Genomic DNA, 22,523 nt, shown 5'->3' on the forward strand with positions numbered 1-22,523 from the left:
CCTGATACCTCATGCTGTTGGCCGGGAAAACAGAAAGATAACCAGGCCGAAAAAAAAGACGCCAGTGACAACCAGTACGGCCGGTGGTACCTGCCACCACCACATAACCGCCCAGCTGGACGCCATCACGGCGGCCGCCAGCCACTTCGCCAACAGTGGCACCGCCTGCCGCTCCTGCCAGTCCCGGATCAGCGGACCAAACCGGTGATGGCCGTGTAACCAGCGCTCGAATGCCGGTGACCCCCGGCTCGCGGACCAGGCCGCCAACAGCACAAAGGGCGTTGTGGGGAGCAGCGGCAGGACAATCCCCGCGACACCCAGGCTCAAACTGATATACGCAAGCAACCGGTAACCGGTTTTGCCCATATTGGTTATCTCCGTGCCGTGCACCACCGGGGACCTGGCCGCCACCAGGGCGCGTATGTCACCGGTCGCCATTGTTGGCCCCCGTGACACAGACAGGCTCGCCGCAGCAAGGTTCACCGATGATGCCTGCACCAGCCAGCACTTGCCTGCGACATTCAGTCGCAAAGGCAATCAGTTTACCGCAATTCAATGGACAGGTCTGCCAAGGCTACGCAGGGAAACCAGCCGGGTAACGTACGAAAGCTTAAGTGTGGTCGCAAAGATCAGTGTCGCAATATGGGCACCAATCTGTACCGGCATTGGCAGGCTGCTGGCCATCGGATAAGCCAGCACCACGGTAACCAGTACCGCCAGCACGCTGGCCAGTAAAGCGCCATTGGCGAATTTCAGCAAACGCTCCATTACCTGATTGTCTGACATGAGACCCCCCTATAAACATTCATTTTTAATAAATGTATTTAAGCAGCCCTTCGTTTAAGATTCAAATGAAATGAATGTTAATGCGGATCCCCTCTCAGCTTCGTCCGCTGACTGGCCAGCTCCTGCCTTGAACAAGGGAATACTCCCGCCGGGGTATCGGATTGTGCCAAAAGGTTTGCCATACTGGCGGGTAAGACTCCACTGAGCAAAGGACGGGAAATCTGACATGCCCGAATCCAGACTGACTGACCGCTTTGGCCGCACCGTTAATTATGTGCGCCTGTCCGTCACTGACCGGTGTGATTTCCGCTGTGTGTACTGCATGGCAGAGGACATGACCTTCCTGCCCCGCCAGCAGGTGCTGACCCTGGAAGAAATCGCCCGGGTCGCACGTACCTTCACCGAACTGGGCACAGAAAAGATCCGCCTTACCGGTGGTGAACCGCTGGTACGCAAGGACATTCTGGAACTGGTGAAAGAGATCGGCAGCTTTGGTCTGCGGGACTTCGCCATGACCACCAACGGCAGCCAGTTGCCCACCATGGCCGATGACCTGCGCCGGGCGGGTATGCACCGCCTTAATATCAGCCTGGACTCCCTGGACGCCGACAAGTTCCGGCGCATCACCCGCACCGGCAACCTGTCACAGGTACTTGACGGCATCGATGCAGCCCGGGAAGCGGGCTTCCGGGGCATCAAGCTCAATACCGTAGTGCTCAAGGGCCGCAATGACGAGGAAGTGCCGGAGCTGGTGGACTTTGCCCGTCACAAGGGTGTCGACATTACCTTTATCGAGGAAATGCCCCTGGGGCAGATCACCGAGCACGACCGGGGCGAGGCCTTCTGCAGCAGCGATGAAGTCCGGGACATGATCCGCCAGCACCATGACCTGGTGCCAGCCACGGAAGACTCCGGCGGCCCGGCCCGCTATTACCGCATGCCGGGCAGCAAGACCCGGGTTGGCTTTATCTCCCCCCACTCCCACAACTTCTGCTCAACCTGCAACCGGGTTCGCGTTACCGTGGAGGGCCGTCTGTTGCTGTGCCTGGGCAACGAGCACTCGGTTGACCTGCGTCGCGTACTGCGGGGCAATCCGGTCAGCGACGACAAGCTCCAGCAGACCATCATCGACGCCATGGACCTGAAGCCAGAGAGGCATCACTTCGACCTCAACGGAGATGTCCAGATCCTGCGCTTCATGAACATGACCGGCGGCTGAACGATCAGACTGCCTGGTGTCCCGCGGGACCCTGGTTTTCCCACCGCAATGCCACGGCCCTGGCATCATCCAGGGTGCGCGCATAGGTCAGTACACCAGCCTGCTTACGCACACCGGCCCGACGCAACTTGACGATAATCCGTGCCGGCAAGCCAGCAAGAATCAGGCTAACCCCCTCCCGCTGCATTTCCTCCATCAGTGAGCGCATGGCCACAAGGGCCGTGCCGTCCATACTGGGCACATCGTGCATATCCAGGATCACCGTGCGAACGTGGGGGTCCACCACATGCAGGGAACGCAGGGCCGTCTCCGCGACCCCGAAGAACAGGGGCCCGTTGATGTCGTAGACCACCACCGATGCCGGCAATCCGTTCAGCGAGGGATGGTGATCCTCCCCGGCGGGCTCCGTATGGGTGAGCAGGGCCATCCGCCGGATGAACAGGGCCGCCGCCAGACCGACGCCTACGGCCACCGCCAGCACCATGTCAAACAGCACGGTCAGGCCGAAGCAGGTCACCAGGATAACCACATCGCCTGCGGGTGCCGACCGCAGGGTATGGACGAAATGCCTCGCCTCACTCATATTCCAGGCGACGATGAACAGCAATGCGGCCAGTGCCGCCATGGGCACCAGGCCAAGCACCCCCGCCAGCACGACCACCGATAGCAGCACCACGACGGCGTGCACCAGTGCGGCCACCGGTGACCGCGCCCCACTGCGAATGCTCGTCGCGGTGCGGGCCAGCGCAGCGGTAGCGGTGATACCACCGAACAGGGGCGCAGCAATATTACCCAGCCCCTGGCCAATCAGTTCGGCATCCGGGTCATGGCGGGTGCGGGTCAGCCCGTCCGCCACCACGGCGCACAGCAGGGATTCGATGGCCCCCAGCATGGCAATGGCGAATGCCGGGCCCATCAGCGCGCGAAACAGGTCGAAGTCCAGTACAAGGGGCTGCCCGTCCGGCCCCGGCAACTGCCAGGGCGCCATGAACGTGGGCAACACCGGGGGAATGCCCTGCCCGGACTCACCACCGGCCTCCCAGGTAAAGCGGGAGGCAATGGTCTCCACCGCCTGTGCGCCGTCGCTTCCGAACATGGCGTTAACACCCCATGCGGCCAACCCGCCGGCAACAAGGCCCACGAGCGGCGCCGGCACCGGTATACCCAGTCTGGGCCAGAGCAGCATAAGGGCCAGGGTGAACACACCGATACCGAACTCAAACGGTTCCAGTGTTGGAAAGGATGACAGGATAATCCCGATGTTCTCGGTGAAATGCTCCCCCATGGGGCCGGTGGTCAGACCAAGGAAATCCGGCACCTGTAGCATGGCGATCACCACGGCAATGCCGGCCGTAAAGCCAAGCACGACCGGATAAGGCACAAACTGGATCAACCGCCCCATACGGGCCAGCCCGAGAGCTACCAGCAGCAACCCCGCCATCATGGTGGCAATCAGCAAACCGCCCAGACCGAATTGCTGGACAATGGGAAAGAGAATAACCACAAAGGCAGCGGTAGGACCGGACACGTTGAACCGGGCACCCCCAGTCAGTGCAATGATGGCCCCGGCAACAATGGCGGTATACAGCCCATGCTGGGGCGGCACCCCGGTGGCAATGGCCAGTGCCATGGACAGGGGAACGGCTACCGTCCCCACCGTCATCCCGGCCATCACGTCCTGTCGCAGCTCCGCAGCCCCGTAGCCCTCCCGCAATGCCCCACGAAGCCCGGTGGCAATACCGGGAAGACTGACCGGAAATCTCTGACGCGCCATGACAGCAATCCTCTCCAGGAGAAACGGGAACCCGGCGTTAAAGATAGCCGATACCCGGTAATTCGAAAGCAAACTATGTTAATGACATTAACATGCGGTTATTATGGCATGCAAATGATTCAGGCGACTTCCACATTGCCGGAATCGGCCAAAAAAATTAACATCAAATGTTAATGCAACAGACAGGAGACGAGTGGTGGAAAAGAAGACGGCGCGGCTGACCCTGCTGATCGATCCGAACAAGAAGAAGGCGTTCGAGCAACTCTGCGCCTCACAGGACCTGACCCCGTCACAGGTGGTACGGCAGATGATCCGGGAGTACTTGCGGGAGCACGGCGTGAGCTATGAAACGGAAGGCAGGAATCCGGAATCCTGAGAACCCAGGCGAAAGGCGCGTCTGGGCGGGATTCAGGAGTTAACTCCAATTGGCAAACCTGCAATTTAGTGAGGCGGCCAGCAATCAAGTCCGGGCTCAGTGTCCCTGGGGGCTTTCAGAGCAGGGGCATGGATGCCCCGGAAGCGTTGGGGTGGCAGGACACCCCTCCAACGCGGCGGCGAAAGCCCCCAGGGGCGATGAGCCTCCACTCAAACCCCGCAGGCCTGTAGAATACTGAACTAACAAACCTGCAGCGCACCCGCTACATGGAATGAGAACCACCCATCCCGGAAGACATCCCACCCCCGGAACTCAGATGCTCCATCGTCACATCAGCAAAGGCCACAACCTCACCGCCGAATTCCGAGGCAAACGCCTCAGCCGCTGACTCCTCAGCAAACGACGCCAGGGTAGGCCCCATGGCACCAGTACGCTCCGACCCGACCACATAGAACGCCTCGCGGGCATCAATCAGTGCCGCATCATCCGGCTTGTCCCACTCGGTCTCGGCCATATCGTGCACGTACAGCACATGGTCACGGTTCACGTTCTCCGGCTGTAATACCCAGGAGAACATATCCTTGGTGGAGCAGAACTTGCGAACCTGCTGCTCTTTGCCGGAAATCGACTCACCCTTGGGCCCCGGGAAGCGGGTGATCACCATGCCACAAACGTGGCACTCATCGCCGGACTCGAAATGAACCGGCTCAGGCTTTGCCTGGGCCGTTTCCTCCGACCCGGAACAAGCGGCCAGGGCGACCGCGAAGGCCATGATTAAACCGGTGCGCACTACAAACGAAAGATTCATCAACAGACTCCAGGTTCAGATACGACGATTACGGAACAGTGCCCAGGCACCGGCCAGGGGAATAACAAACCAGACCGCCAGGGCAACCCACAGCCCGCCTGGCCCCATGGGCAGGTCCGAGCCCAGGCTGAGCACACCGGTCAACTGAGCACCACCCTCGAAGGCCACGATATTGAGCAGACGGTAAATATCCGTGGGATTGAGCAACAGCAACCAGGGCAGAAGATCCGGGTTCAGCTTGCCTTCACTGGCCACCAGTACGCCCAGCAATACCAGGTCAAAGATCAGTACAAAGAAAAACCAGATCGCCAACGCCAGGCCTGCTGCCAGCGGCTTCTCACTCACCCGCACGCTCACCAGGTACGCCAGCGCGATAAAGCCCCAGCCCAGCAGGACGGTAGACAGGATGAACCGGAACATGGCCGCCGCCAGCACGCCGACAGCCACGTCCTCCACCAGCAGGGCAATGGCAACTCCTGCGACACCGAAGCCGATCAGTGTCGCCAGCGCCAGGGTAAGTCCATGACCGAGGAACTTGCCAAACAGAAGCTGGCCGCGGCTCAGGGGATAGGTCATCAGCAGCAACAGCGTGCCGCCCTCCTCTTCCCCCACGATCGCATCGTAGGCCAGCAAGAGCGCGATCAGGGGAATCAGGAAGATCCCCAGGCTCGCCAGGCTGGCAATGGTCGCCGGTGTGGAGGCGTAGCCCACACTGCCCGAGGCGGCGGCACCAAACCAGGCAATGCCCAGGGCGAGAGTGGCAAAGACCATGGAAATGGCCACCATCCAGCGGTTGCGCAGACTGTCCGCCAGCTCTTTACGGGCGATGGTCCAGATGCTGTTCATTGCACGCCTCCGCGATGGGCCAGGCCACCGGAACCGATAAAGTGCACGTAGATATCCTCCAGGGTGGGTTCCGAAATATCCAGGTCGCGAACCTCGCCGGTGGCCAGGAGCTTGTGGATCATGGCCATCTTGTGGTCGTGGGCCACCTCTATGTGCAGGCTCCCGTTTTCCATACCGCTCACCGCAGCGCCAAGGCCGGCATCCTCAGCCACGCCCGCGAGCGGACTATCGGCGTTGGCCGGGGCGACGGTAAGCGATACCGGCATATTCGCCTGTCGGCGAAGGGATGGCAGGTTACCGGCCGCTTTCAGGGTACCCTGGGTAAGAATCGCCGCGCGGTCGATATAGGGCTCAACCCCCGGCAACACGTGGGAACACAGGACAATACCCGTGCCTTCATCCCTCAGGTCACGCAGCAGGCGATAGAGATCAGCCGTCGCCACCGGGTCCAGCCCCACCGTGGGCTCATCCAGCATCAGCAGTTTTGGCGTTCCCAGTAAAGCCTGGGCCAGGCCAAGACGCTGGCGCATCCCCTTGGAGTAGGTCTTGGTGCGGGAATCCATGGCATCGCCCAGGCCCACCTGCTCCAGCAGCACGGGCACCTGCTTCAGGGAAGCACCCTTGAGGCGGGCAAAATGGCTGAGAATCTCGCGACCGGTCAGCTGCGGGTAGAACATCACGTTCTCCGGCAGGTAACCGATATGCTGGCTCACTTCTGGGTCACCGGCGTTTCCACCGAGAACAGACACCTTACCCTGCTGGGGGTGCATCAACCCCAGGATCAGTTTGATGGAAGTGGTCTTGCCGGCACCGTTATGGCCGAACAAGCCGAGGATTTCACCCGGCTCCAGGGCCAGGTCGATCCCGGTCAGCACCGGGCTCTTGCTATAGCGATAGCTCACGTTTTCAAGACGAAAGCAGCTCATGGAATCTCCGAACGCAAGGTTTCAGGGGGACGCATCAGGGGGTGGGAATCGGTCACACCGGCCGCCTTCACCACCGGGAAAGCCTCCTGCACCCAGCGGATCGTATCCACCGCCGGACTGTGCATCAGGATGCGGGCTTCCGGATAGGTCCAAAGCAACCGGTCCACATTGTCATTGGGCTCGTAAGGCACGTCCCCCAGACCATTCTGGTCCCGGTCCCAGCCCAGATAATCACTCCAGTAATTACCACGACCATCCTTCGACCACTCCTGGGTGCGGGTCGCCACATACTTCACCTGGCGCTGATTATTCAGGAAGGCATTGGAAAACACCTCGTTCTCCTCGGAACCGGCGGTCAGGTGAATGCCCAGGTTGCTGTTGGCAAACAGGTTATTCTCGAAGGTGTTGTACAGGGAGTTGTAGATGAACACCGCCTTCCCCTCACCACCGGAAATCGCCACACCGCCGGTCTGCCCACTGGACACCCCTGTCACCACATTGCCCCGCAGGGTGGAATTGGTGATGTAGTTCATCAGAATGCCGTAGTTCTCGTCATTCTCGGACCGGTTATCGATGACCGTCAGCCGCTTGCTCTGCATCAGCGCATAGCCGGTCCGGGTGCCGGAAGTACGGTTGCCCTCCAACAGGTTGTCCATGGAGTACATGTAGTGGATGCCATAGCGCAGGTCCGCCATGGTGTTATTGCGAATGGTGTTCCTGTTGGCCGTCTCGATATAGATCGCATCCCGGGTCTGACGAATGTCGTTACCCTCGATCAGTGCCCCGGTGGTATTGAACAGGTGAATCCCGTTACCCCGGTCCTGGGACCGTATACTGGTATCACCACGGATCACATTATTCCGTACCGTCACATCCGGCGTCGCGTCCAGCCAGACCCCAAACGCCGGCCCTTGCAGGCGATTGTCCTCAACCACGGAGCCCTTCGCCTCCCGGGCCACGAAAATCCCCGCATCCAGCTCATTCAGGTCTTCGCCCCAGTTGCGAATCTCACAACCACGGAGCGTCACCCCGGGCGCGGTAATATCAACGGCATTGCCGGAACCTCCCCCGTCAATCACCGTCTCCGGCGCACAGACAATCGTCACACCGGCCACGTTAATGTCCAGCGGCGAAATCTGTTCAGGTGGTAGTTCAAACGATGCACCAGGCTCCAGCGCATCCAGGTCTTCTTGCAGGTCCGCATTCGCGGTCAACGCAAACAGAGCGACTGACAGGGCCACTCCATAACGCGATAGATGAGGCATTAAAACGTTTCTCAGGAAGTTCAGTTTCAAGGCGGCTTGCACCGCTGCATGAGCAATCCAGTCGGAGACCACTTTCCAGAACTGTGCGAAGCCAGGGATGGCGGAGCCCAAGCGACACAGGGATGTGCCTTTAGGAGCGTGTTCTGGAAAGTGGTCTTCGACTGGGTTGCCGCACCGCTACTCTACGGCAAACTACTCTTTTTAGCTCAAAAGTCCGAAGACTGGGGCCCCACTCAAGGGGCCCCAGGAGAGCTATCAGGCCTTCTCAACCAGCATCCGGCCACCCATCTCCATATGGAGCGCATGGCAGAACCAGTTACAGTAGTACCAGTACACACCCGGCTTACCGGCGGTAAAGGTCACTGAAGCGGTCTGCTGGGGACTGATCTCCATGCTCACACCATGGTTCACCATACAGAAGCCGTGGGTCACGTCCTCAATGGTATCCAGGTTGGTCACGTAAACCGTCACCTCATCCCCTTCCTTGACCTTGAACTCTGTCATACCGTACTGCGGCGCAACAGAAGTCATATAAACCCGGACCTTGTTGCCATCACGAATCACCTCGTTGGCACCCTCCAGGGTAATACCATCCTTCTCCGCCTGCTCACGGGCACTGGCAAAGTATGGATCATCACGATCATAGATCTTCTTGGTCTTGATCTGATCACGACGTACCAGGATACAGTCGTGGGGCTCGGCATAGGTCGGGCCGTCGTGGACAAGCTTCATCTCCTCACCGGAAATATCGATCAGCTGATCGTTTTCCGGATGCAGCGGGCCTACCGGCAGGAAGCGGTCCTTGGAGAACTTGGACAGAACCACCAGCCACTTGCCGTCCGCATCACGGGACTCGGTCAGGGAGGCGTGGTTGTGGCCCGGCTGATAGTGCACGTCCAGCTTCTGGCGGATGTAATTCACATCCTCACCGTTGTAGGCCTTGATGGCATCCGCAATGTTCCACTTGCACACCTGGCTGTCGATAAACAGCGTGGTGTAGGCGTTGCCACGACCGTCAAAGGTGGTGTGCAGCGGCCCAAGGCCCAGCTCCGGCTCGGCAACCACGGTGTCACGCAGCTCGATCTTGTTGTCGAACAGGTCATCCAGCTTGTCGATCTGGATCACGGAGGCTGTCGGAGACAACTTGCCGTTGGCAATGAAGTACTTGCCATCCGGCGAGGTATTCAAACCATGGGGGTTCTTGGGAATCGGGATGTAACGGGTTACCTCGGACTCACCGCGGCCGTCCACTACCGGCACCTTGGAGTCGCCTAGGGTCTTGTAGTTGCCAGCTTCGATGGCGGCTTCGATACGCTCAACGTTGAATACCACAACCCAGTCGCGGTCATTACGCATGGTGCCGGCCAGGTCGAGGGCCTTCTCGGAGTTGTAGCAGGTAGAAGCCGCGTACTTGCCGGTATAGTCAGCATCGGTGTTGTCCAGGTTACCGTCGACAATCACCTGCCAGGCCACTTCCATGGTGTCCGCATCGATGGCGTTGAACATGGTATAGCTCTTCTCGAGACTGTACTCACTGCCATCGTTCGGGTGCGGGATTACAAATTCTGCGTTGCAGAAGACGTACTTGGTGCGGGGCACTTTCTGCAGCCGCAAACCGTGGATCGCCTGTACGTTCGGGATGTGGGTAATCTTGTCCGTCTTCATGATATCCAGACGGATACGGGCTACCCGAGTGTTGGCCTTGTCGTTGATGAACAGGTACTTGCCGTCGTAACGACCGTCTTCCATGGAAATGTGGGGGTGGTGGCAGTCGCCGTTCAGGTACTGCTGGTCACCACCAAGAATTTCCTTACTCTCGTTGGTAATACCCCAACCTGTGGCAGAGTCCACGTTGAATACCGGGATCCGCATCAGCTCACGCATGGAGGGCACGCCCAGTACGCGCACCTCGCCCTGGTGACCACCACTCCAGAAGCCGTAGTACTCGTCCAGCTCACCGGGGCCCACGTGGATCTTGTTCTTGGCTTCCTCAACAGCAGCAGCCCAGGACTCACGGGTCATGACAGCACCGCCAAGACCCGTGGCGCCAGCCACGCCAGCCAGGGCAGCCGCACCCATAAAGCGGCGACGGCTCAGACCGCCTTCGGCCTGCTCCGGGGTTGCCTTTTCCAGCTCTTCGCGTTTTTTCATAGTATCCAACTCCGTTCTTCGTAATGGCGGTTATGTTTTTACTTTCTTTATGTCACCTGGGTAACCGGAATCTGTTCCGGCCGGCCCGGTGAATTCTGTCCACGGCGCTTACCGCGGCGCTTGACGATCAGTGGCGGGCACTTGTTATCGTCGAAGTAGGTCATCTGGCAATCCAGGCAGTAATGGCACTCCTGGTAGTTGATGGTGCCGTCCGGATGAATGGCCTGGACCTCACATTCCTTCTCGCACAGGCGGCAGGGGTGGCCACATTCCTTACGCCGCTTGAGCCAGTCGAATACCCGGACCTTGGTCGGCAGGGCCAGTGCTGCACCCAGCGGGCACATGTAGCGGCAGAACACCTTGCGGGTGAAGATGTTCACCACGATCAGCAATACCGCATAGGTCACGAAGGGCCAGCTGCGATCAAACTTCAGGGTGATGGCGGTCTTGAAGGGCTCAACTTCCGCCAGTTGCTCTGCGGTGGCCATGGAATCCAGGGACACACCAAACAGCACCAGCAGGATGATGTACTTGATTGCCCACAGGCGTTCGTGGATCGGGAAAGGCACGGTGTACTGGGGTACCTTCAGCTTGCGGGCAATTTCGTTCACCAGCTCCTGCAGGGCGCCGAACGGGCACAGCCAGCCGCAGTACACCGCCCTGCCCCACAACAGGACGATGCCGGCTACCACGGCCCAGAGCACAAACATTACCGGGTCAATCAGGAAGGTTTCCCAGGTAAAGCCGCTGAACAGGCTGTGCACAAAGGTCAGCACGTTGACCACGGACAGCTGACCCAGGGCGTACCAGCCAATGAACACCAGGGTATAGGTCAGGAACGCGTGGCGAATCCAGCGGGTCACCTTCGGCTTCTTCACCAGCCAGTCCTGGAAGAACAGGATGAACAGCAGGAAGATCAGCCCCAGACCCAGTACGGCCACCTGGAACTTCTTCTGGTACCACACCTGGACCCACAGGGGCTGCTCTTCCAGCCACTGCTCCTGGGTCAGCTCCACTTCCGGACGGGTATAGTACTGATCCGGCAGCTGATAGCTCAGCGGGAAGACCTGGAATTCGCTATCCAGGGGCCCGGTCTGGCGTTTGACGGTCAGCTCCAGTGCCCACTCGGTGCCCGGATCGAACTTGTACTGCTGGCGCACGATAAAGATGGCCATTTCGGTAAATCCAGGCATCCCCCCGGCGTAGACATCGCTGAGCCGGTAGAAGTCCAGGTCACGGAAGTTGAAGGTATCACCAAACTGGCGGATCTGGACCCGGTCAAAAATACCGCCGCGCACATAGCCGGACCCCTTGAAGGAGTATTCACCGTTGGCCATGACCGCAATGGCGTGTTCACCTTCCTGCAGTTCGTCCATCAGCCAGTCATACTGGCTCTGCCCCAGCAAGTTGCGGCCGATTGTCGGTGCATTCAGGTAGCCGGTGTAAAGGTCGATAAAGGGCTCGTCCCGCTCGTCCGCAGGAGCCGTGTCGATGCCTTCGGCCTCAGTGCCCTTGAAGGAATCATCAACCTGGCCACGGGTCAGCAGCAGGCGACGGATGGAACCGTCACCGGTGAGCTCTTCCCAGCTTTTCGGCTCGAAGCTCTCCGTTTTGATATTGGCTTCCGGCGGACGGGCATCGCCTGCCCCTTCCACCAGGCCCAGCTCAACACCAACCCGGTGGGCGCTCTTCATGATGACTTCGTTGATTACCATGACGGTTACAGTGGCGCCGGAGAGGCCGTCCACTGATACCCGGGTTTCGGAGGACTGGCCACCCACGCTTACCCGCTGATCCGCCGCGAGGCCGGTGTACTGGTCGGTAAACTCATGCATCTTGCGCTCGGGAATGCCGATCAGCAGGATGGGCTCGTCGTGGTGAATCACCTTGGTGGCGCGGATCTCGCCTTCGGTGTCCAGTACCACGGTGGCGTCCAGGGGTTTGCCGGAATAGGCCGGGGTCTGCAGGAAATCCAGGGTCTGGTAGGTGTAACCGAGGAGTTCGTCACCGGCATACACTTCCTTGATGGCCCGGTTACCCTCCAGCGAACGAACCTCTTCCGCCTCCGGGAAGGCGGTGGTGATTACGTCCCGGGCCTTGATGGGCTCGTAGGAATCCAGGGGGGCGGCGACGGCACCAGTGGCCATCAGCGTCAGTGAAAGAACGGTTGTGAACAGCCACCGTACAACAGTCAATCGGCGATCGGACACTTTACCTCCAATGGAAGGGGCTTTCTGGAACAGGTTGCTGGCGACCATGTTATACGTCACCGTTTTTTACGGACTTGATATTCTTCAATGCGATGGCACCACAGAGACATTTAGTCGACGACTGACGCTTTTTCAAATCAGGAATTTGCGATCCATCAATTGAGCGCAATCCCCTCACCATCCTGGTCCAGCGGCAGGTAGCCGCCGATATTTCCCATACGGATGGACTCCACCATCATGGTCAGGGGCTGCTGGGCCTCGTCGGATGACGGCGCTATACCACCGCGGCCGGACATTGCCGCGACAAAGACCACATCCCACGGCTGACCGGTTTCCCTGGACTCTTCGACCAGCGAAGAAAAAGCCGCGGCCTCGTCCGGAGACTTGTCCACGCAGACCACGGGAGTCAGTGCCCCACCCTCACCACGTTCAAAGGCCGCTTTTTCTTCGGCGCTGGCGTCGTCGGGCAGTTCAGCACGGCAGAAGACAAACAGCAGTCGCTGGGGTTCTGGCTGCTCCTGAACCGCCTGCATCAGGTCGGCGTAGCTGGCAATCATGGAAGTTTCCTTGAGGTGAAATAAGGGAGAAAACGGGCCGCCGGAGGGCGGCCAGGATCAGGGAGAAACTGGCCCACCCTGACTGGCCAGTACGGCCTGGCAGACTTCGTCTACCGATTCGTTGTCGTAACTCTTGCCATAGCGCTTCTTGAAGCCGTAGTCGTACAGGCGGACATGCTCGTCCGGCGTGACGCCGACGTTCTCGAGGCAATGCTTTGCGCAATGCAGCGGACAACCGTCGATAACGGTGATGTGGCGACCAGACTGCGCTGTTTTCACCAGCGCCGGCACCTTGCCTCCAACGCCAGAGATGCAGGACATCTCGTACTCACCAGCATGGTCCAGCTTTACCGCAACGTTGTTGGCCAGCTGGGCCACGTCCGAGCAGCCGGAACAGGAGTAGATGAGTGGTCTCTGCTTGCGGGCGGTCATTGTGCCCCCTTTTAATTCCAGTAAGTGATTACTGACCGATCTGGGTCAGGCGCATGGGATCCGAGATAAACAGTTTGCTGCGGTTGACCCGCACCAGGCCGTTGCTCTTCAGGTCCGCCAGAATGCGCGAGAAGGTTTCCGGCTGCATGGCCAGGCGGGAGGCCACCAGGCACTTGGGCAGCGGCAGTTCCACTTCACCGCCCTGCTGACGGGCACTCTCGGGCAGCAGGTCAATCAGGTAGCGGATGAGCCGGTCCCGGGCACTCTGCACGGTCATGATTTCCAGTTCGTGGAAACGGCTGACGGCGCGCTTGGCGTAGTGCTGGAGGGCCGCCCGCGCATACCTTGGCTCACGGTCAATCAGGTCCTGGTAGACACCAACGGGAATCATCAGCACTTCGCTGTTCTTCAGAGCCTCGGCATAGCAGGCATACCGGGGAGGATCAGCGTAGATCATGACTTCGGCGAAGCAGTCGCCAGGCTGGAGGCTGTCGAGGGTACGATCAACCCCGGAGGCATCCAGTCGGTACAGGCGCAGGCGGCCAGAGATCACGAAGAAGAAGTGATGGGCAGGCATGTCCTGACGGTACAGCAGCTGGTGGTGTCCAAGCCTGACGCGGCGGGACTGCTGGAGCACGTGGTCCAGGTCTTTTTTGTCCAGGCTTGCGAACAGGGGATGGTCCTGGAGGGCAGCCAGGCCGCTCTCTTCCTCGAAGGGTTTGTTGGCGGCGAGCAGTACGGGCTTTTCGTAGCGCTTGTCGGTGGTTTGTGCGAGTGCCATGGCTGACTCCCTCTATATATGCATTCCAGATGATGATTTACATAGTAGACGGAGGCCGGGGAAATTACCGTCCCCCTATGGGGGTATTCCGGCAGTTCTTGAGGAGTAATTGATTTACCTCAACGGGTCGGGGTCTAACTTGTTTGGCTGCGGAACTCCGTTACCAGACTGCAGGGTCTGGCGTAGGGCCGAGAACCGGTGACACTTTTCCAGACACGCTCCTAAAGGCACATCCATGTGTCGCTTGGGCTCCGCCATCCCTGGCTCCGCACAGTCTGGAAAAGTGTCCCCGGCCCTCGTCCTGCCAACCTGGTTGCAAACGCATCCAGGAGAAGACCGGAACAGAGCGTACCCATTTTGGCTGGGTCAGGAACTGCTTCAGCTCCGCACGGTCCTGGAAAGGAACCCCGGCCACAGGCCTTATTCGCTTGGCAGTTACCGCTTAAGGCACCGACCTTGGTTACTGCATCAAAGGCGAATCCGGTAGCTCCAGGTCGACACCCTCCACACCGGTTTCAGCCGCAAGTACCTGCAGGTACTGACGGAACGCCCGGCGGGTGACGCTTTCGCTCAGGTACTGGCGAATCTGGGGTTTGACGTGTTCGTAAGGCAGCTGTTCGCCGTCGATACGCTGGTCGACCCGGACGATGTGCCAGCCGTAGCGGCTTTCGATGAGTTCCGGATGAAGCCCTTCCTGCAGGCTGAGCACCGGGCGCTCGAATTCCTCGACGGTCTGGCCCTTGCTGATCTGGCCCAGGCTGCCGCCCTGGTGGCGAGACTCGCAGGCGGAGTACTGCTTTGCCAGCGGAGCGAACTGGGCGCGACCATCGAGCAGGGAGGACAGCAGCTGGCGGCCGGCCTCTTCCTGGCGGATGCGCTCTTCCACATCATCCGGCGCCGCGGCCAGCAGGATGTGGCTGACGGCCATCAGGGTCGGGCTGCGGAACCGGGCCGGGTTGGCGGCGTAGAAGCGTTCGCAGTCTTCTTCGGACGGGTCGGGAACGTTCAGTTCCATTTCCAGCACCCGGGCAATCCGGTCTTCTTCGTCAATGGATTCCGGAAGCTGCAGGGTTTCTGCCTGTTGCAGCAACAGCTGGCGAATCACCAGGCTGCGGGCGGCTTCGTGCCAGGCTTCAGCCAGTTCTTCCGCCGGGTGGTGCTGCATTTCCCGGGCGATGTCGTCTTCGTGGATGAGGGTCTCACCCACGTAGACCGGCGGGAACTGGTTTCTGGGCTTGTCGGCTTCGCCGGTGGGGATCAGTTGCATGGTGATGGTCTCCAAAAACGTTATTTGCCACGGAATCCACGGAAGAACACGGAAAAAAGAACTCTTTTTCTACGGACTCTTAAGGACGAACTCAGAAAGCAGCAAGATGCTTCATCTTCTCATCCGTGATTACAGTGCCATCCCTGGCTGATTTCTCGTTGCTCTTTTGTACTTTTCCGTGTTCTTCCGTGGATTCCGTGGCCGAACAGTCTTTTATCCTGGTGTCCGCTTTCAGGCGCGCTTACGCACCACCTGGTACTTCCGTCCGAAATACTCCACCGGCACGCTCAGCATGTGTACCAGCCGGGTGAACGGGAAGAGTACAAAGATGGTCAGCCCCAGGAACAGGTGAGTCTTGTAGATCCAGTGCACGTCGGCGATGTAGTTCGCCACCTCGGAGCCCTGGAGGGTGAAGATGCCCTGTGCCCAGGCGGAGAACTTGAGCATGGTGCCGCCATCCAGGTGCCCCAGGGTGGGCAGAATGGTGAGCAGGCCGAGGGCCAGCTGGACCACCAGGATAACGATGATCATGTTGTCGGCGAAGGTGCTGCTGGCCTTGATCCGCGGATCAGTCAGACGACGCCAGGCCAGCATGCCACCACCAATGAGTGCCATGACACCGGCAATGCCACCCACCACAATCGCCATGACCTGCTTGGTACCCGGAGTCATGAAGGGTTCATAGAGTGCGTGAGGCGTCAGCAGCCCCACCAGGTGACCGAAGAAGATCACCAGCACGCCTACATGGAACAGTACCGAGGCAAGCACCATGTTTTTCTTGCGCAGCATCTGACTGGAATGGGCCTTCCAGGTGAACTGGCCGTGGTCATAGCGTGCCCAGGTGCCGACGAACAGCACGAGAAGGGCAATGTAGGGATAGATTCCGAACAGGAGTGTGTTGATATAGGACATTGTCATTTCCTCCGGCGCCCTCAGGCGCGCCCTGCCTGACGGGGAGTCACGTCCGTCATCAGTTGATCACTCAGGTGGATGGTCTGGGTCTGCTCCAGCTCGCGGCGGCGCTGGCCTACGACGCCACCGGTGCTGCAGGAGCTGCCCTGGTCATCCACGAATTTCACCATTTCCTCTTCCCAGACCTTGTCGAGGGCTTCCGGGGTGTCATCCCGCTCCTCGGAGGCAACGATCTGGGCCAGTTCCTGGCGGTTCACCTGCCGGCCCGACAGGGCCAGCAATGAGTCCATCACAAGGTGGTAGCGGCTCTCACGCTGGAACAGGCGCTCACCCAGCAGGCCGAGGATATGGTGGATATCTTCCAGCCAGTTACGGATCTCGTCCCAGGGGCGGGTGGCGAGGTATTCCAGGAACAGCGGCAGGTAGTCCGGCAGTTCCCGGGCGTCGATTTCCAGCCCGTTGCGACGGTACTCTTCCATCAGGTCAACCATTGCCTGGCCCCGGTCCCGGGATTCGCCGTGGACATGCTCGAACAGCAGCAGGGAGGTGGCCCGGCCCCGGTCGAAGGTGCCCACGTAGGCTTCCTGTACGTCCAGCAGGTCGCCGTCGCAGACGTGGTCGACCACCTGCAGCAGCTGTTCCTTGTTCTGCCGCGGCAGCCGGCTGTCCTCGAGGACAGCGGCAACCATGGCATCCTGTGCGTCCCGAAGCTCGGCGGTGGGGTATTCCAGCAGCCGTGCCATGACTTTCAGTGATTGCATGATGTGCTCCTTATTCCTGCAGCTGCTTCGGGTCCACCTGCTTCACGGTGGAGAGTTTCTGGACCATGCTGGTGGTCTGCTTCTTGCCGCCAAACAGGCTGAAGTCGCTGTCACCGCCGTTGCAGCCGTCGCCGAAGCTGAAGCCGCAACCGCCACGCTCGCCGTGGGCATCGGCGTCCGGGAAGGCTTCCTTTGCCAGCTCACGGTGGCTGGTCGGGATGACGAAGCGATCCTCGTAGTTGGCGATGGCCAGGTAGCGGTACATCTCATCCGCCTGGGCCTTGGTCAGGCCACACTCTTCCAGGGCTCGCAGGTCTTCCTTGCCTTCCACGGTCTCGGCGCGCTTGTACAGGCGCATGGCCATGATCCGCTTGAGGGCCAGCACGATGGGCTTCTCGTCACCAGCGGTCAGCAGGTTAGCCAGGTACTTGACCGGAATCCGCAGGCTTTCGATCTTCGGCAGTACACCGTCGAACTCCACCTTTCCGGACTCTGCAGCGGACTGGATCGGGCTCAGGGGCGGCACGTACCAGACCATGGGCAGGGTGCGGTATTCCGGGTGCAGCGGCAGGGCCAGCTTCCAGTCCACCGCCATCTTGTACACCGGGCTCTGCTGGGCGGCTTCGATGACGTTCATCGGAATACCGTCCTTCTTCGCCTGCTCGATCACTTCCGGGTCAAACGGATCCAGGAAGATTTCCAACTGCTTCTCATACAGCTCATGCTCGCCCGGGGTGCTGGCCACTTCTTCGATGCGGTCTGCGTCGTACAGCAGCACGCCCAGGTAGCGAATCCGGCCAACGCAGGTCTCGGAGCACACGGTGGGCATCCCGGCTTCGATCCGCGGGTAGCAGAAGATGCACTTCTCGGACTTGCCGGTCTTCCAGTTGAAGTAGATCTTCTTGTACGGGCAGCCGGACACACACATCCGCCAGCCACGGCACTTGTCCTGGTCGATCAGGACGATGCCGTCTTCCTCACGCTTGTAGATGGCACCGCTGGGGCAGCTGGCAACGCAGGCCGGGTTCAGGCAGTGCTCGCACAGGCGCGGCAGGTACATCATGAAGGTGTTCTCGAACTGGCCGTAGATGTCCGCCTGCACCTGGTCGAAGTTTTTATCCTTGCGACGCTTGGCAAACTCGGTGCCGAGGATTTCCTCCCAGTTCGGGCCCCACTCGATTTTCTTCATGCGCTCGCCGGAGATCAGCGAACGGGGCCGGGCCACCGGCTGGTGCTTGCTGTCGCCTGCGGTATGCAGGTGCTGGTAGTCAAAGTCGAACGGCTCGTAGTAGTCGTCGATCTGCGGCAGGTCCGGGTTGGCGAAGATGTTCGCCAGTACCCGGAAACGGCCACCGATCTTCGGACGGATCTTGCCGGAGCTGTCACGCATCCAGCCGCCCTTCCACTTGTCCTGGTTCTCCCACTCTTTCGGGTAGCCGATACCGGGCTTGGTCTCGACGTTGTTGAACCAGGCGTACTCCATGCCTTCACGGCTGGTCCATACGTTTTTGCAGGTGACTGAACAGGTGTGGCAACCGATGCACTTGTCCAGGTTCAGCACCATGCCGACTTGGGAACGGATCTTCATTTTACAGCCTCCTGAACAGTGTCATTGCCTTCACCGTCGAGCCAGTCGACGTTGTGCATCTTGCGCACCACCACGAACTCGTCGCGGTTGGAGCCTACGGTGCCGTAGTAGTTGAAACCGTAGGAGTACTGGGCGTAGCCGCCGATCATGTGGGTCGGCTTCGGACAGACCCGGGTGACCGAGTTGTGGATACCGCCGCGGGTTCCGGTGATCTCGGAGCCGGGAATGTTCACGATCCGCTCCTGGGCGTGGTACATCATCACCATGCCGGGCATGACCCGCTGACTGACGACGGCCCGCGCTGCAATGGCGCCGTTGGCGTTGAACAGCTCAATCCAGTCGTTGTCCTCAATACTCAGCTCTTTTGCGTCGTCTTCACTCAGCCACACAATCGGGCCACCGCGGGAGAGGGTCAGCATCAGCAGGTTGTCGCTGTAGGTGCTGTGGATACCCCACTTCTGGTGCGGCGTGATCCAGTTCAGTGCTTTCTCCGGGTTACCGTTGCTCCGCTGATTGATCATGCTGCCCACCGCCTTGGTGTTGATGGGCGGGCGATACACCAGCAGGCTCTCACCGAAGGCGCGCATCCACTCGTGATCCTGGTAGAACTGCTGACGGCCGGTCAGGGTCCGCCAGGGGATCAGCTCGTGCACGTTGGTGTAACCGGCGTTGTAGGACACGTGCTCGTCTTCCAGGCCAGACCAGGTCGGGCTGGAGATGATCTTGCGCGGCTGCGCCACGATGTCCCGGAAGCGGATTTTTTCCTCTTCCTTGTTGGTAGCCAGGTGCGTGTGGTCGAGGCCAGTGAACTCCGACAGCGCCGCCCAGGCCTTCACCGCCACCTGGCCGTTGGTTTCCGGCGCCAGGGTCAGAATGACTTCTGCCGCATCGATCGCGCTGTCGATCTTCGGACGCCCGGCATTGGCACCTTCCAGGTGGGTGTAGTTCAGGTCCTTCAGGAAGTTGACTTCCTTCTCGGTGTTCCAGTTGATGCCCTTGCCGCCATTACCCAGCGTGTCCATCAACGGGCCCAGGGAGGTGAAGCGCGCATAGGTGTTCGGGTAGTCCCGCTCCACGGTAATGAAATTGGGCGCGGTCTTGCCCGGAATCAGCTCGCACTCGCCCTTTTTCCAGTCCTTCACATCGAACGGCTGGCCCAGCTCGGCCGGCGCATCGTGCAGCAGCGGCAGGGTGACCACATCTTTCTCGACACCCAGGTGACCCTCGGCGGCCTTTGAGAAGGACTTCGCGATGCCCTTGTAGATCTCCCAGTCACTGCGCGCTTCCCAGGCCGGATCGGTGGCCGCAGTCAGCGGGTGGATGAACGGGTGCATGTCGGACGTATTCAGGTCGTTCTTCTCGTACCAGGTGGCCGTTGGCAGAACGATGTCGGAATACAGGCAGGTGGTGGACATGCGGAAGTCCAGGGTCACCAGCAGGTCGAGCTTGCCTTCCGGCGCCTCGTCGTGCCATTTGACCTCTTCCGGCTTGGCACCGCCTTCCACACCCAGGTCCTTGCCCTGAAGGCCACTCTTGGTACCCAGCAGGTACTTGAGCATGTACTCATGGCCCTTGCCCGAGGAGCCCAGCAGGTTGGAGCGCCAGATGAACAGGTTGCGCGGATGGTTCTGGGGCGCTTCCGGATCCTCACTGGCGAAGGCCAGGGAGCCGTCTTTCATGGATTTGGCCACGTAATCCGAGACTTCCATACCGGCTTTCTCGGCTTCCGCGGCGATACCCAGGGGGTTACGGTTCAGCTGGGGCGCAGACGGCAACCAGCCCATGCGCTCGGCGCGGACGTTGTAATCGATCAGGCTGCCGCCGAACTTGGACTTGTCCGCCAGCGGCGACAGGATTTCGTCCACACCCAGTTTCTCGTAGCGCCACTGGCCGGAGTGGGCGTAGAAGAAGGAGGTAGAGTTCATGTGGCGCGGCGGACGCTGCCAGTCCAGGCCAAAGGCCAGCGGCTGCCAGCCGGTCTGCGGACGCAGTTTCTCCTGGCCAACGTAGTGGGCCCAGCCACCACCGCTCTGGCCGATACAGCCACACATGATCAGCATGTTGATCAGGCCGCGGTAGTTCATGTCCATGTGGTACCAGTGGTTCATACCGGCACCGACGATGACCATGGACCGGCCCTTGGTCTTGTCGGCGTTGTCGGCAAACTCACGGGCAATGCGGATCACTTTCTCGGCGGGAACGCCGGTGATCTTTTCCTGCCACGCAGGGGTGTAGGGCTTCACTTCGTCATAGGAAGTGGCGCCGTCGTCATCACCCAGGCCACGGCTGATGCCGTAGTTGGCCACCATCAGGTCGTAGACGGTGACCACGCGACCTTCGGTGCCATCCGCCAGCTGGACCTTGCGGGTACCGAGCTTGTGCTTGAGGATGTCGCTGATTTCAACGTGCTGGAAGTGGTCGTGCTCGATACCACCGAAGTACGGGAAGGCCACGTCGACGACTTCGTCGTGCTTCTCAACCATGGACAGCTGCAGGTTGACGTCCTTGGTGTTGGCGATCTGCTTCAGGTTCCACTTGCCCTTCTCGCCCCAGCGATAGCCGATGGAGCCGTTGGGAGCGGTCAGCTCGCCGGAAGCCTCGTCAATGGCAATGGTTTTCCACTCGGGGTTGTTCTCTTCACCCAGTCCATCCACCAGGTCACTGGCGCGCAGGAAGCGGCCCGGCACGTAGCTGCCGTCGTCCTTCTGCTCCAGCATGACCAGGTACGGCATGTCGGTGTAGCGGCGCACGTAGTCGGTGAAATACTCGCTGGGCTTGTCGACGTGGAATTCCTTGAGAATCACGTGACCCATGGCCATACCCAGGGCAGCGTCGGTGCCCTGCTTCGGGTTCAGCCACTCGTCAGACAACTTGGAAACTTCCGCGTAGTCCGGAGTGATGGCAACGGTCTTGGTGCCCTTGTAGCGTACTTCGGTGAAGAAGTGAGCATCCGGGGTACGGGTCTGGGGCACGTTGGAGCCCCAGGCGATGATGTAGCCGGAGTTGTACCAGTCGGCAGATTCCGGCACGTCGGTCTGCTCACCCCAGGTCTGGGGAGAGGCCGGCGGCAGGTCGCAGTACCAGTCGTAGAAGCTCATGCACACGCCGCCGATCATGGACAGGTAGCGGCTGCCGGCAGCGTAGGACACCATGGACATCGCCGGAATCGGGGAGAAGCCGAAAATCCGGTCCGGGCCGTGTTTCTTCGCGGTGTAAACGTTGGACGCACCGATCAGTTCGTTGACCTCGTCCCAGCTGGAACGCACGAAGCCGCCCATGCCACGACGGGGCTTGTATTCGGCGGTTTTCTTCGGGTCTTCCACGATGGAGGCCCAGGCTTCCACCGGATCGTTGTGCTGGGCCTTTGCCGCGCGCCACAGCTTCATCAGGTGCTTGCGCATCAGCGGGTATTTCAGGCGGTTGGCGCTGTACATGTACCAGGAGTAGCTGGCACCACGGGGGCACCCGCGGGGCTCATGGTTAGGCAGGTCCGGACGGGTACGGGGGTAGTCGGTCTGCTGGGTCTCCCAGGTAACCAGGCCGTTCTTGACGTAGATCTTCCAGCTGCAGGAGCCGGTGCAGTTCACCCCGTGGGTGGAGCGCACGATCTTGTCGTGCTGCCAGCGCTGGCGGTAGCTGTTTTCCCAGTCGCGGTTCACTTCATGGGTTTCGCCGTGGCCGTTGGCAAACGACTCGCGGTTCTTCCTGAAGTAGTTCAGTTTGTCGATCAAATGACTCATGGTCTCTCTCTCCATCAACCCGTTGGCCGGATCGCTGTTCCGATGTAATCCGAGTTGAGACCATTGTGTGGGAGAGAGACCCTGAAATCTGCGTGGTTACTACCTCATAACCCCTCTCTACCCC

Annotated in this window: 19 protein-coding genes; 2 read left to right on the forward strand and 17 right to left on the reverse strand. The window is 60.1% G+C overall.

All coding sequences use genetic code 11. From position 1 onward, the window contains the following. Positions 1 to 9 precede the first annotated feature (9 nt). Together MLC59_RS06190 and MLC59_RS06195 are read right to left on the reverse strand one after the other, a co-directional pair. Positions 10 to 537 carry a YbaN family protein gene (locus MLC59_RS06190; RefSeq protein ID WP_248232094.1) on the reverse strand — a complete coding sequence of 176 codons (528 nt, stop codon included), beginning with the start codon at positions 535 to 537 and terminating at the stop codon, positions 10 to 12. A 15-nt stretch (positions 538 to 552) separates the two neighbouring features. After that, the gene (locus MLC59_RS06195) at positions 553 to 786 is read right to left on the reverse strand and encodes a hypothetical protein (protein WP_248232096.1); all 234 of its coding nucleotides are present in this window, start codon (positions 784 to 786) and stop codon (positions 553 to 555) included. A 226-nt stretch (positions 787 to 1,012) separates the two neighbouring features. Between MLC59_RS06195 and moaA the strand changes: the two genes are divergently transcribed. Continuing rightward, entirely contained in the window at positions 1,013 to 2,005 is a 993-nt protein-coding gene (gene moaA, locus MLC59_RS06200; RefSeq protein ID WP_248232101.1) for a GTP 3',8-cyclase MoaA, read from the forward strand. 4 nt (positions 2,006 to 2,009) lie between these two features. Here moaA and dauA read toward each other — a convergent pair whose 3' ends face one another. Continuing rightward, complete coding sequence (gene dauA / locus MLC59_RS06205) at positions 2,010 to 3,779, reverse strand: C4-dicarboxylic acid transporter DauA (RefSeq protein WP_248232103.1); 1,770 nt, start codon at positions 3,777 to 3,779, stop codon at positions 2,010 to 2,012. Positions 3,780 to 3,975: 196 nt separating this feature from the next. Between dauA and MLC59_RS06210 the strand changes: the two genes are divergently transcribed. Then, on the forward strand, positions 3,976 to 4,155 hold the full coding sequence (locus MLC59_RS06210) for a ribbon-helix-helix protein, CopG family (RefSeq protein WP_091850027.1): 180 nt from the start codon (positions 3,976 to 3,978) through the stop codon (positions 4,153 to 4,155). A 262-nt stretch (positions 4,156 to 4,417) separates the two neighbouring features. On the opposite strand, the gene MLC59_RS06215 is transcribed toward MLC59_RS06210, so the two are convergent. The 14 genes from MLC59_RS06215 to MLC59_RS06280 all read right to left on the reverse strand — a co-directional run bounded on the left by MLC59_RS06215 (position 4,418) and on the right by MLC59_RS06280 (position 22,399). Next, positions 4,418 to 4,963 carry a nitrous oxide reductase accessory protein NosL gene (locus MLC59_RS06215; RefSeq protein ID WP_248232105.1) on the reverse strand — a complete coding sequence of 182 codons (546 nt, stop codon included), beginning with the start codon at positions 4,961 to 4,963 and terminating at the stop codon, positions 4,418 to 4,420. 15 nt (positions 4,964 to 4,978) lie between these two features. Next, the gene (locus MLC59_RS06220; RefSeq protein WP_248232111.1) at positions 4,979 to 5,809 is read right to left on the reverse strand and encodes an ABC transporter permease; all 831 of its coding nucleotides are present in this window, start codon (positions 5,807 to 5,809) and stop codon (positions 4,979 to 4,981) included. Next, positions 5,806 to 6,735, reverse strand: coding sequence for an ABC transporter ATP-binding protein (locus tag MLC59_RS06225; RefSeq protein WP_248232114.1), 930 nt, complete (start codon positions 6,733 to 6,735; stop codon positions 5,806 to 5,808). Before MLC59_RS06225 ends, MLC59_RS06220 begins: the two co-directional genes overlap by 4 nt. After that, a complete protein-coding gene (locus MLC59_RS06230; RefSeq protein WP_248232117.1) occupies positions 6,732 to 8,000 on the reverse strand; it encodes a nitrous oxide reductase family maturation protein NosD in 1,269 nt (422 codons plus the stop codon). The genes MLC59_RS06225 and MLC59_RS06230 overlap by 4 nt, the downstream gene beginning before the upstream one ends. 255 nt (positions 8,001 to 8,255) lie before the next feature. Continuing rightward, positions 8,256 to 10,151 (reverse strand): TAT-dependent nitrous-oxide reductase, encoded by a 1,896-nt coding sequence (gene nosZ, locus MLC59_RS06235; RefSeq protein ID WP_248232119.1) that lies wholly within the window; start codon positions 10,149 to 10,151, stop codon positions 8,256 to 8,258. A 47-nt stretch (positions 10,152 to 10,198) separates the two neighbouring features. After that, the gene (gene nosR, locus MLC59_RS06240; RefSeq protein ID WP_248232342.1) at positions 10,199 to 12,298 is read right to left on the reverse strand and encodes a transcriptional regulator NosR; all 2,100 of its coding nucleotides are present in this window, start codon (positions 12,296 to 12,298) and stop codon (positions 10,199 to 10,201) included. 218 nt (positions 12,299 to 12,516) lie between these two features. After that, positions 12,517 to 12,918: a ribonucleotide reductase subunit alpha gene (locus MLC59_RS06245; protein ID WP_248232121.1), complete on the reverse strand. Its 402-nt coding sequence runs from the start codon at positions 12,916 to 12,918 to the stop codon at positions 12,517 to 12,519. 57 nt (positions 12,919 to 12,975) lie between these two features. Next, positions 12,976 to 13,350 (reverse strand): putative zinc-binding protein, encoded by a 375-nt coding sequence (locus MLC59_RS06250; protein WP_248232122.1) that lies wholly within the window; start codon positions 13,348 to 13,350, stop codon positions 12,976 to 12,978. Positions 13,351 to 13,378: 28 nt separating this feature from the next. Next, the gene (locus MLC59_RS06255; RefSeq protein WP_248232125.1) at positions 13,379 to 14,131 is read right to left on the reverse strand and encodes a Crp/Fnr family transcriptional regulator; all 753 of its coding nucleotides are present in this window, start codon (positions 14,129 to 14,131) and stop codon (positions 13,379 to 13,381) included. 460 nt (positions 14,132 to 14,591) lie between these two features. Next, positions 14,592 to 15,398, reverse strand: coding sequence for a peptidylprolyl isomerase (locus tag MLC59_RS06260; protein WP_248232128.1), 807 nt, complete (start codon positions 15,396 to 15,398; stop codon positions 14,592 to 14,594). A 231-nt stretch (positions 15,399 to 15,629) separates the two neighbouring features. Further along, the gene (gene narI, locus MLC59_RS06265) at positions 15,630 to 16,310 is read right to left on the reverse strand and encodes a respiratory nitrate reductase subunit gamma (RefSeq protein WP_248232129.1); all 681 of its coding nucleotides are present in this window, start codon (positions 16,308 to 16,310) and stop codon (positions 15,630 to 15,632) included. Positions 16,311 to 16,330: 20 nt separating this feature from the next. Then, complete coding sequence (narJ, locus tag MLC59_RS06270; RefSeq protein WP_248232139.1) at positions 16,331 to 17,071, reverse strand: nitrate reductase molybdenum cofactor assembly chaperone; 741 nt, start codon at positions 17,069 to 17,071, stop codon at positions 16,331 to 16,333. 10 nt (positions 17,072 to 17,081) lie between these two features. Beyond that, complete coding sequence (gene narH, locus MLC59_RS06275) at positions 17,082 to 18,659, reverse strand: nitrate reductase subunit beta (protein WP_248232141.1); 1,578 nt, start codon at positions 18,657 to 18,659, stop codon at positions 17,082 to 17,084. Continuing rightward, positions 18,656 to 22,399, reverse strand: a complete 3,744-nt coding sequence (locus MLC59_RS06280; protein WP_248232145.1) for a nitrate reductase subunit alpha — start codon at positions 22,397 to 22,399, stop codon at positions 18,656 to 18,658. The genes narH and MLC59_RS06280 overlap by 4 nt, the downstream gene beginning before the upstream one ends. Positions 22,400 to 22,523 lie beyond the last annotated feature (124 nt).

Source organism: Marinobacter bryozoorum, assembly GCF_023156245.1.
GTDB lineage: Bacteria > Pseudomonadota > Gammaproteobacteria > Pseudomonadales > Oleiphilaceae > Marinobacter > Marinobacter bryozoorum.

What these genes read in the sequence shown, in the direction of transcription:
- MLC59_RS06195 (WP_248232096.1), bottom strand. Translation starts at nt 786, where the DNA reads ATGTCAGACAATCAGGTAATGGAGCGTTTGCTGAAATTCGCCAATGGC.
- moaA (WP_248232101.1), top strand. Translation starts at nt 1,013, where the DNA reads ATGCCCGAATCCAGACTGACTGACCGCTTTGGCCGCACCGTTAATTAT.
- dauA (WP_248232103.1), bottom strand. Translation starts at nt 3,779, where the DNA reads ATGGCGCGTCAGAGATTTCCGGTCAGTCTTCCCGGTATTGCCACCGGG.
- MLC59_RS06215 (WP_248232105.1), bottom strand. Translation starts at nt 4,963, where the DNA reads ATGAATCTTTCGTTTGTAGTGCGCACCGGTTTAATCATGGCCTTCGCG.
- MLC59_RS06220 (WP_248232111.1), bottom strand. Translation starts at nt 5,809, where the DNA reads ATGAACAGCATCTGGACCATCGCCCGTAAAGAGCTGGCGGACAGTCTG.
- MLC59_RS06225 (WP_248232114.1), bottom strand. Translation starts at nt 6,735, where the DNA reads ATGAGCTGCTTTCGTCTTGAAAACGTGAGCTATCGCTATAGCAAGAGC.
- MLC59_RS06230 (WP_248232117.1), bottom strand. Translation starts at nt 8,000, where the DNA reads ATGCCTCATCTATCGCGTTATGGAGTGGCCCTGTCAGTCGCTCTGTTT.
- nosZ (WP_248232119.1), bottom strand. Translation starts at nt 10,151, where the DNA reads ATGAAAAAACGCGAAGAGCTGGAAAAGGCAACCCCGGAGCAGGCCGAA.
- nosR (WP_248232342.1), bottom strand. Translation starts at nt 12,298, where the DNA reads ATGGCCACTGGTGCCGTCGCCGCCCCCCTGGATTCCTACGAGCCCATC.
- MLC59_RS06245 (WP_248232121.1), bottom strand. Translation starts at nt 12,918, where the DNA reads ATGATTGCCAGCTACGCCGACCTGATGCAGGCGGTTCAGGAGCAGCCA.
- MLC59_RS06250 (WP_248232122.1), bottom strand. Translation starts at nt 13,350, where the DNA reads ATGACCGCCCGCAAGCAGAGACCACTCATCTACTCCTGTTCCGGCTGC.
- MLC59_RS06255 (WP_248232125.1), bottom strand. Translation starts at nt 14,131, where the DNA reads ATGGCACTCGCACAAACCACCGACAAGCGCTACGAAAAGCCCGTACTG.
- MLC59_RS06260 (WP_248232128.1), bottom strand. Translation starts at nt 15,398, where the DNA reads ATGCAACTGATCCCCACCGGCGAAGCCGACAAGCCCAGAAACCAGTTC.
- narI (WP_248232129.1), bottom strand. Translation starts at nt 16,310, where the DNA reads ATGTCCTATATCAACACACTCCTGTTCGGAATCTATCCCTACATTGCC.
- narJ (WP_248232139.1), bottom strand. Translation starts at nt 17,071, where the DNA reads ATGCAATCACTGAAAGTCATGGCACGGCTGCTGGAATACCCCACCGCC.
- narH (WP_248232141.1), bottom strand. Translation starts at nt 18,659, where the DNA reads ATGAAGATCCGTTCCCAAGTCGGCATGGTGCTGAACCTGGACAAGTGC.
- MLC59_RS06280 (WP_248232145.1), bottom strand. Translation starts at nt 22,399, where the DNA reads ATGAGTCATTTGATCGACAAACTGAACTACTTCAGGAAGAACCGCGAG.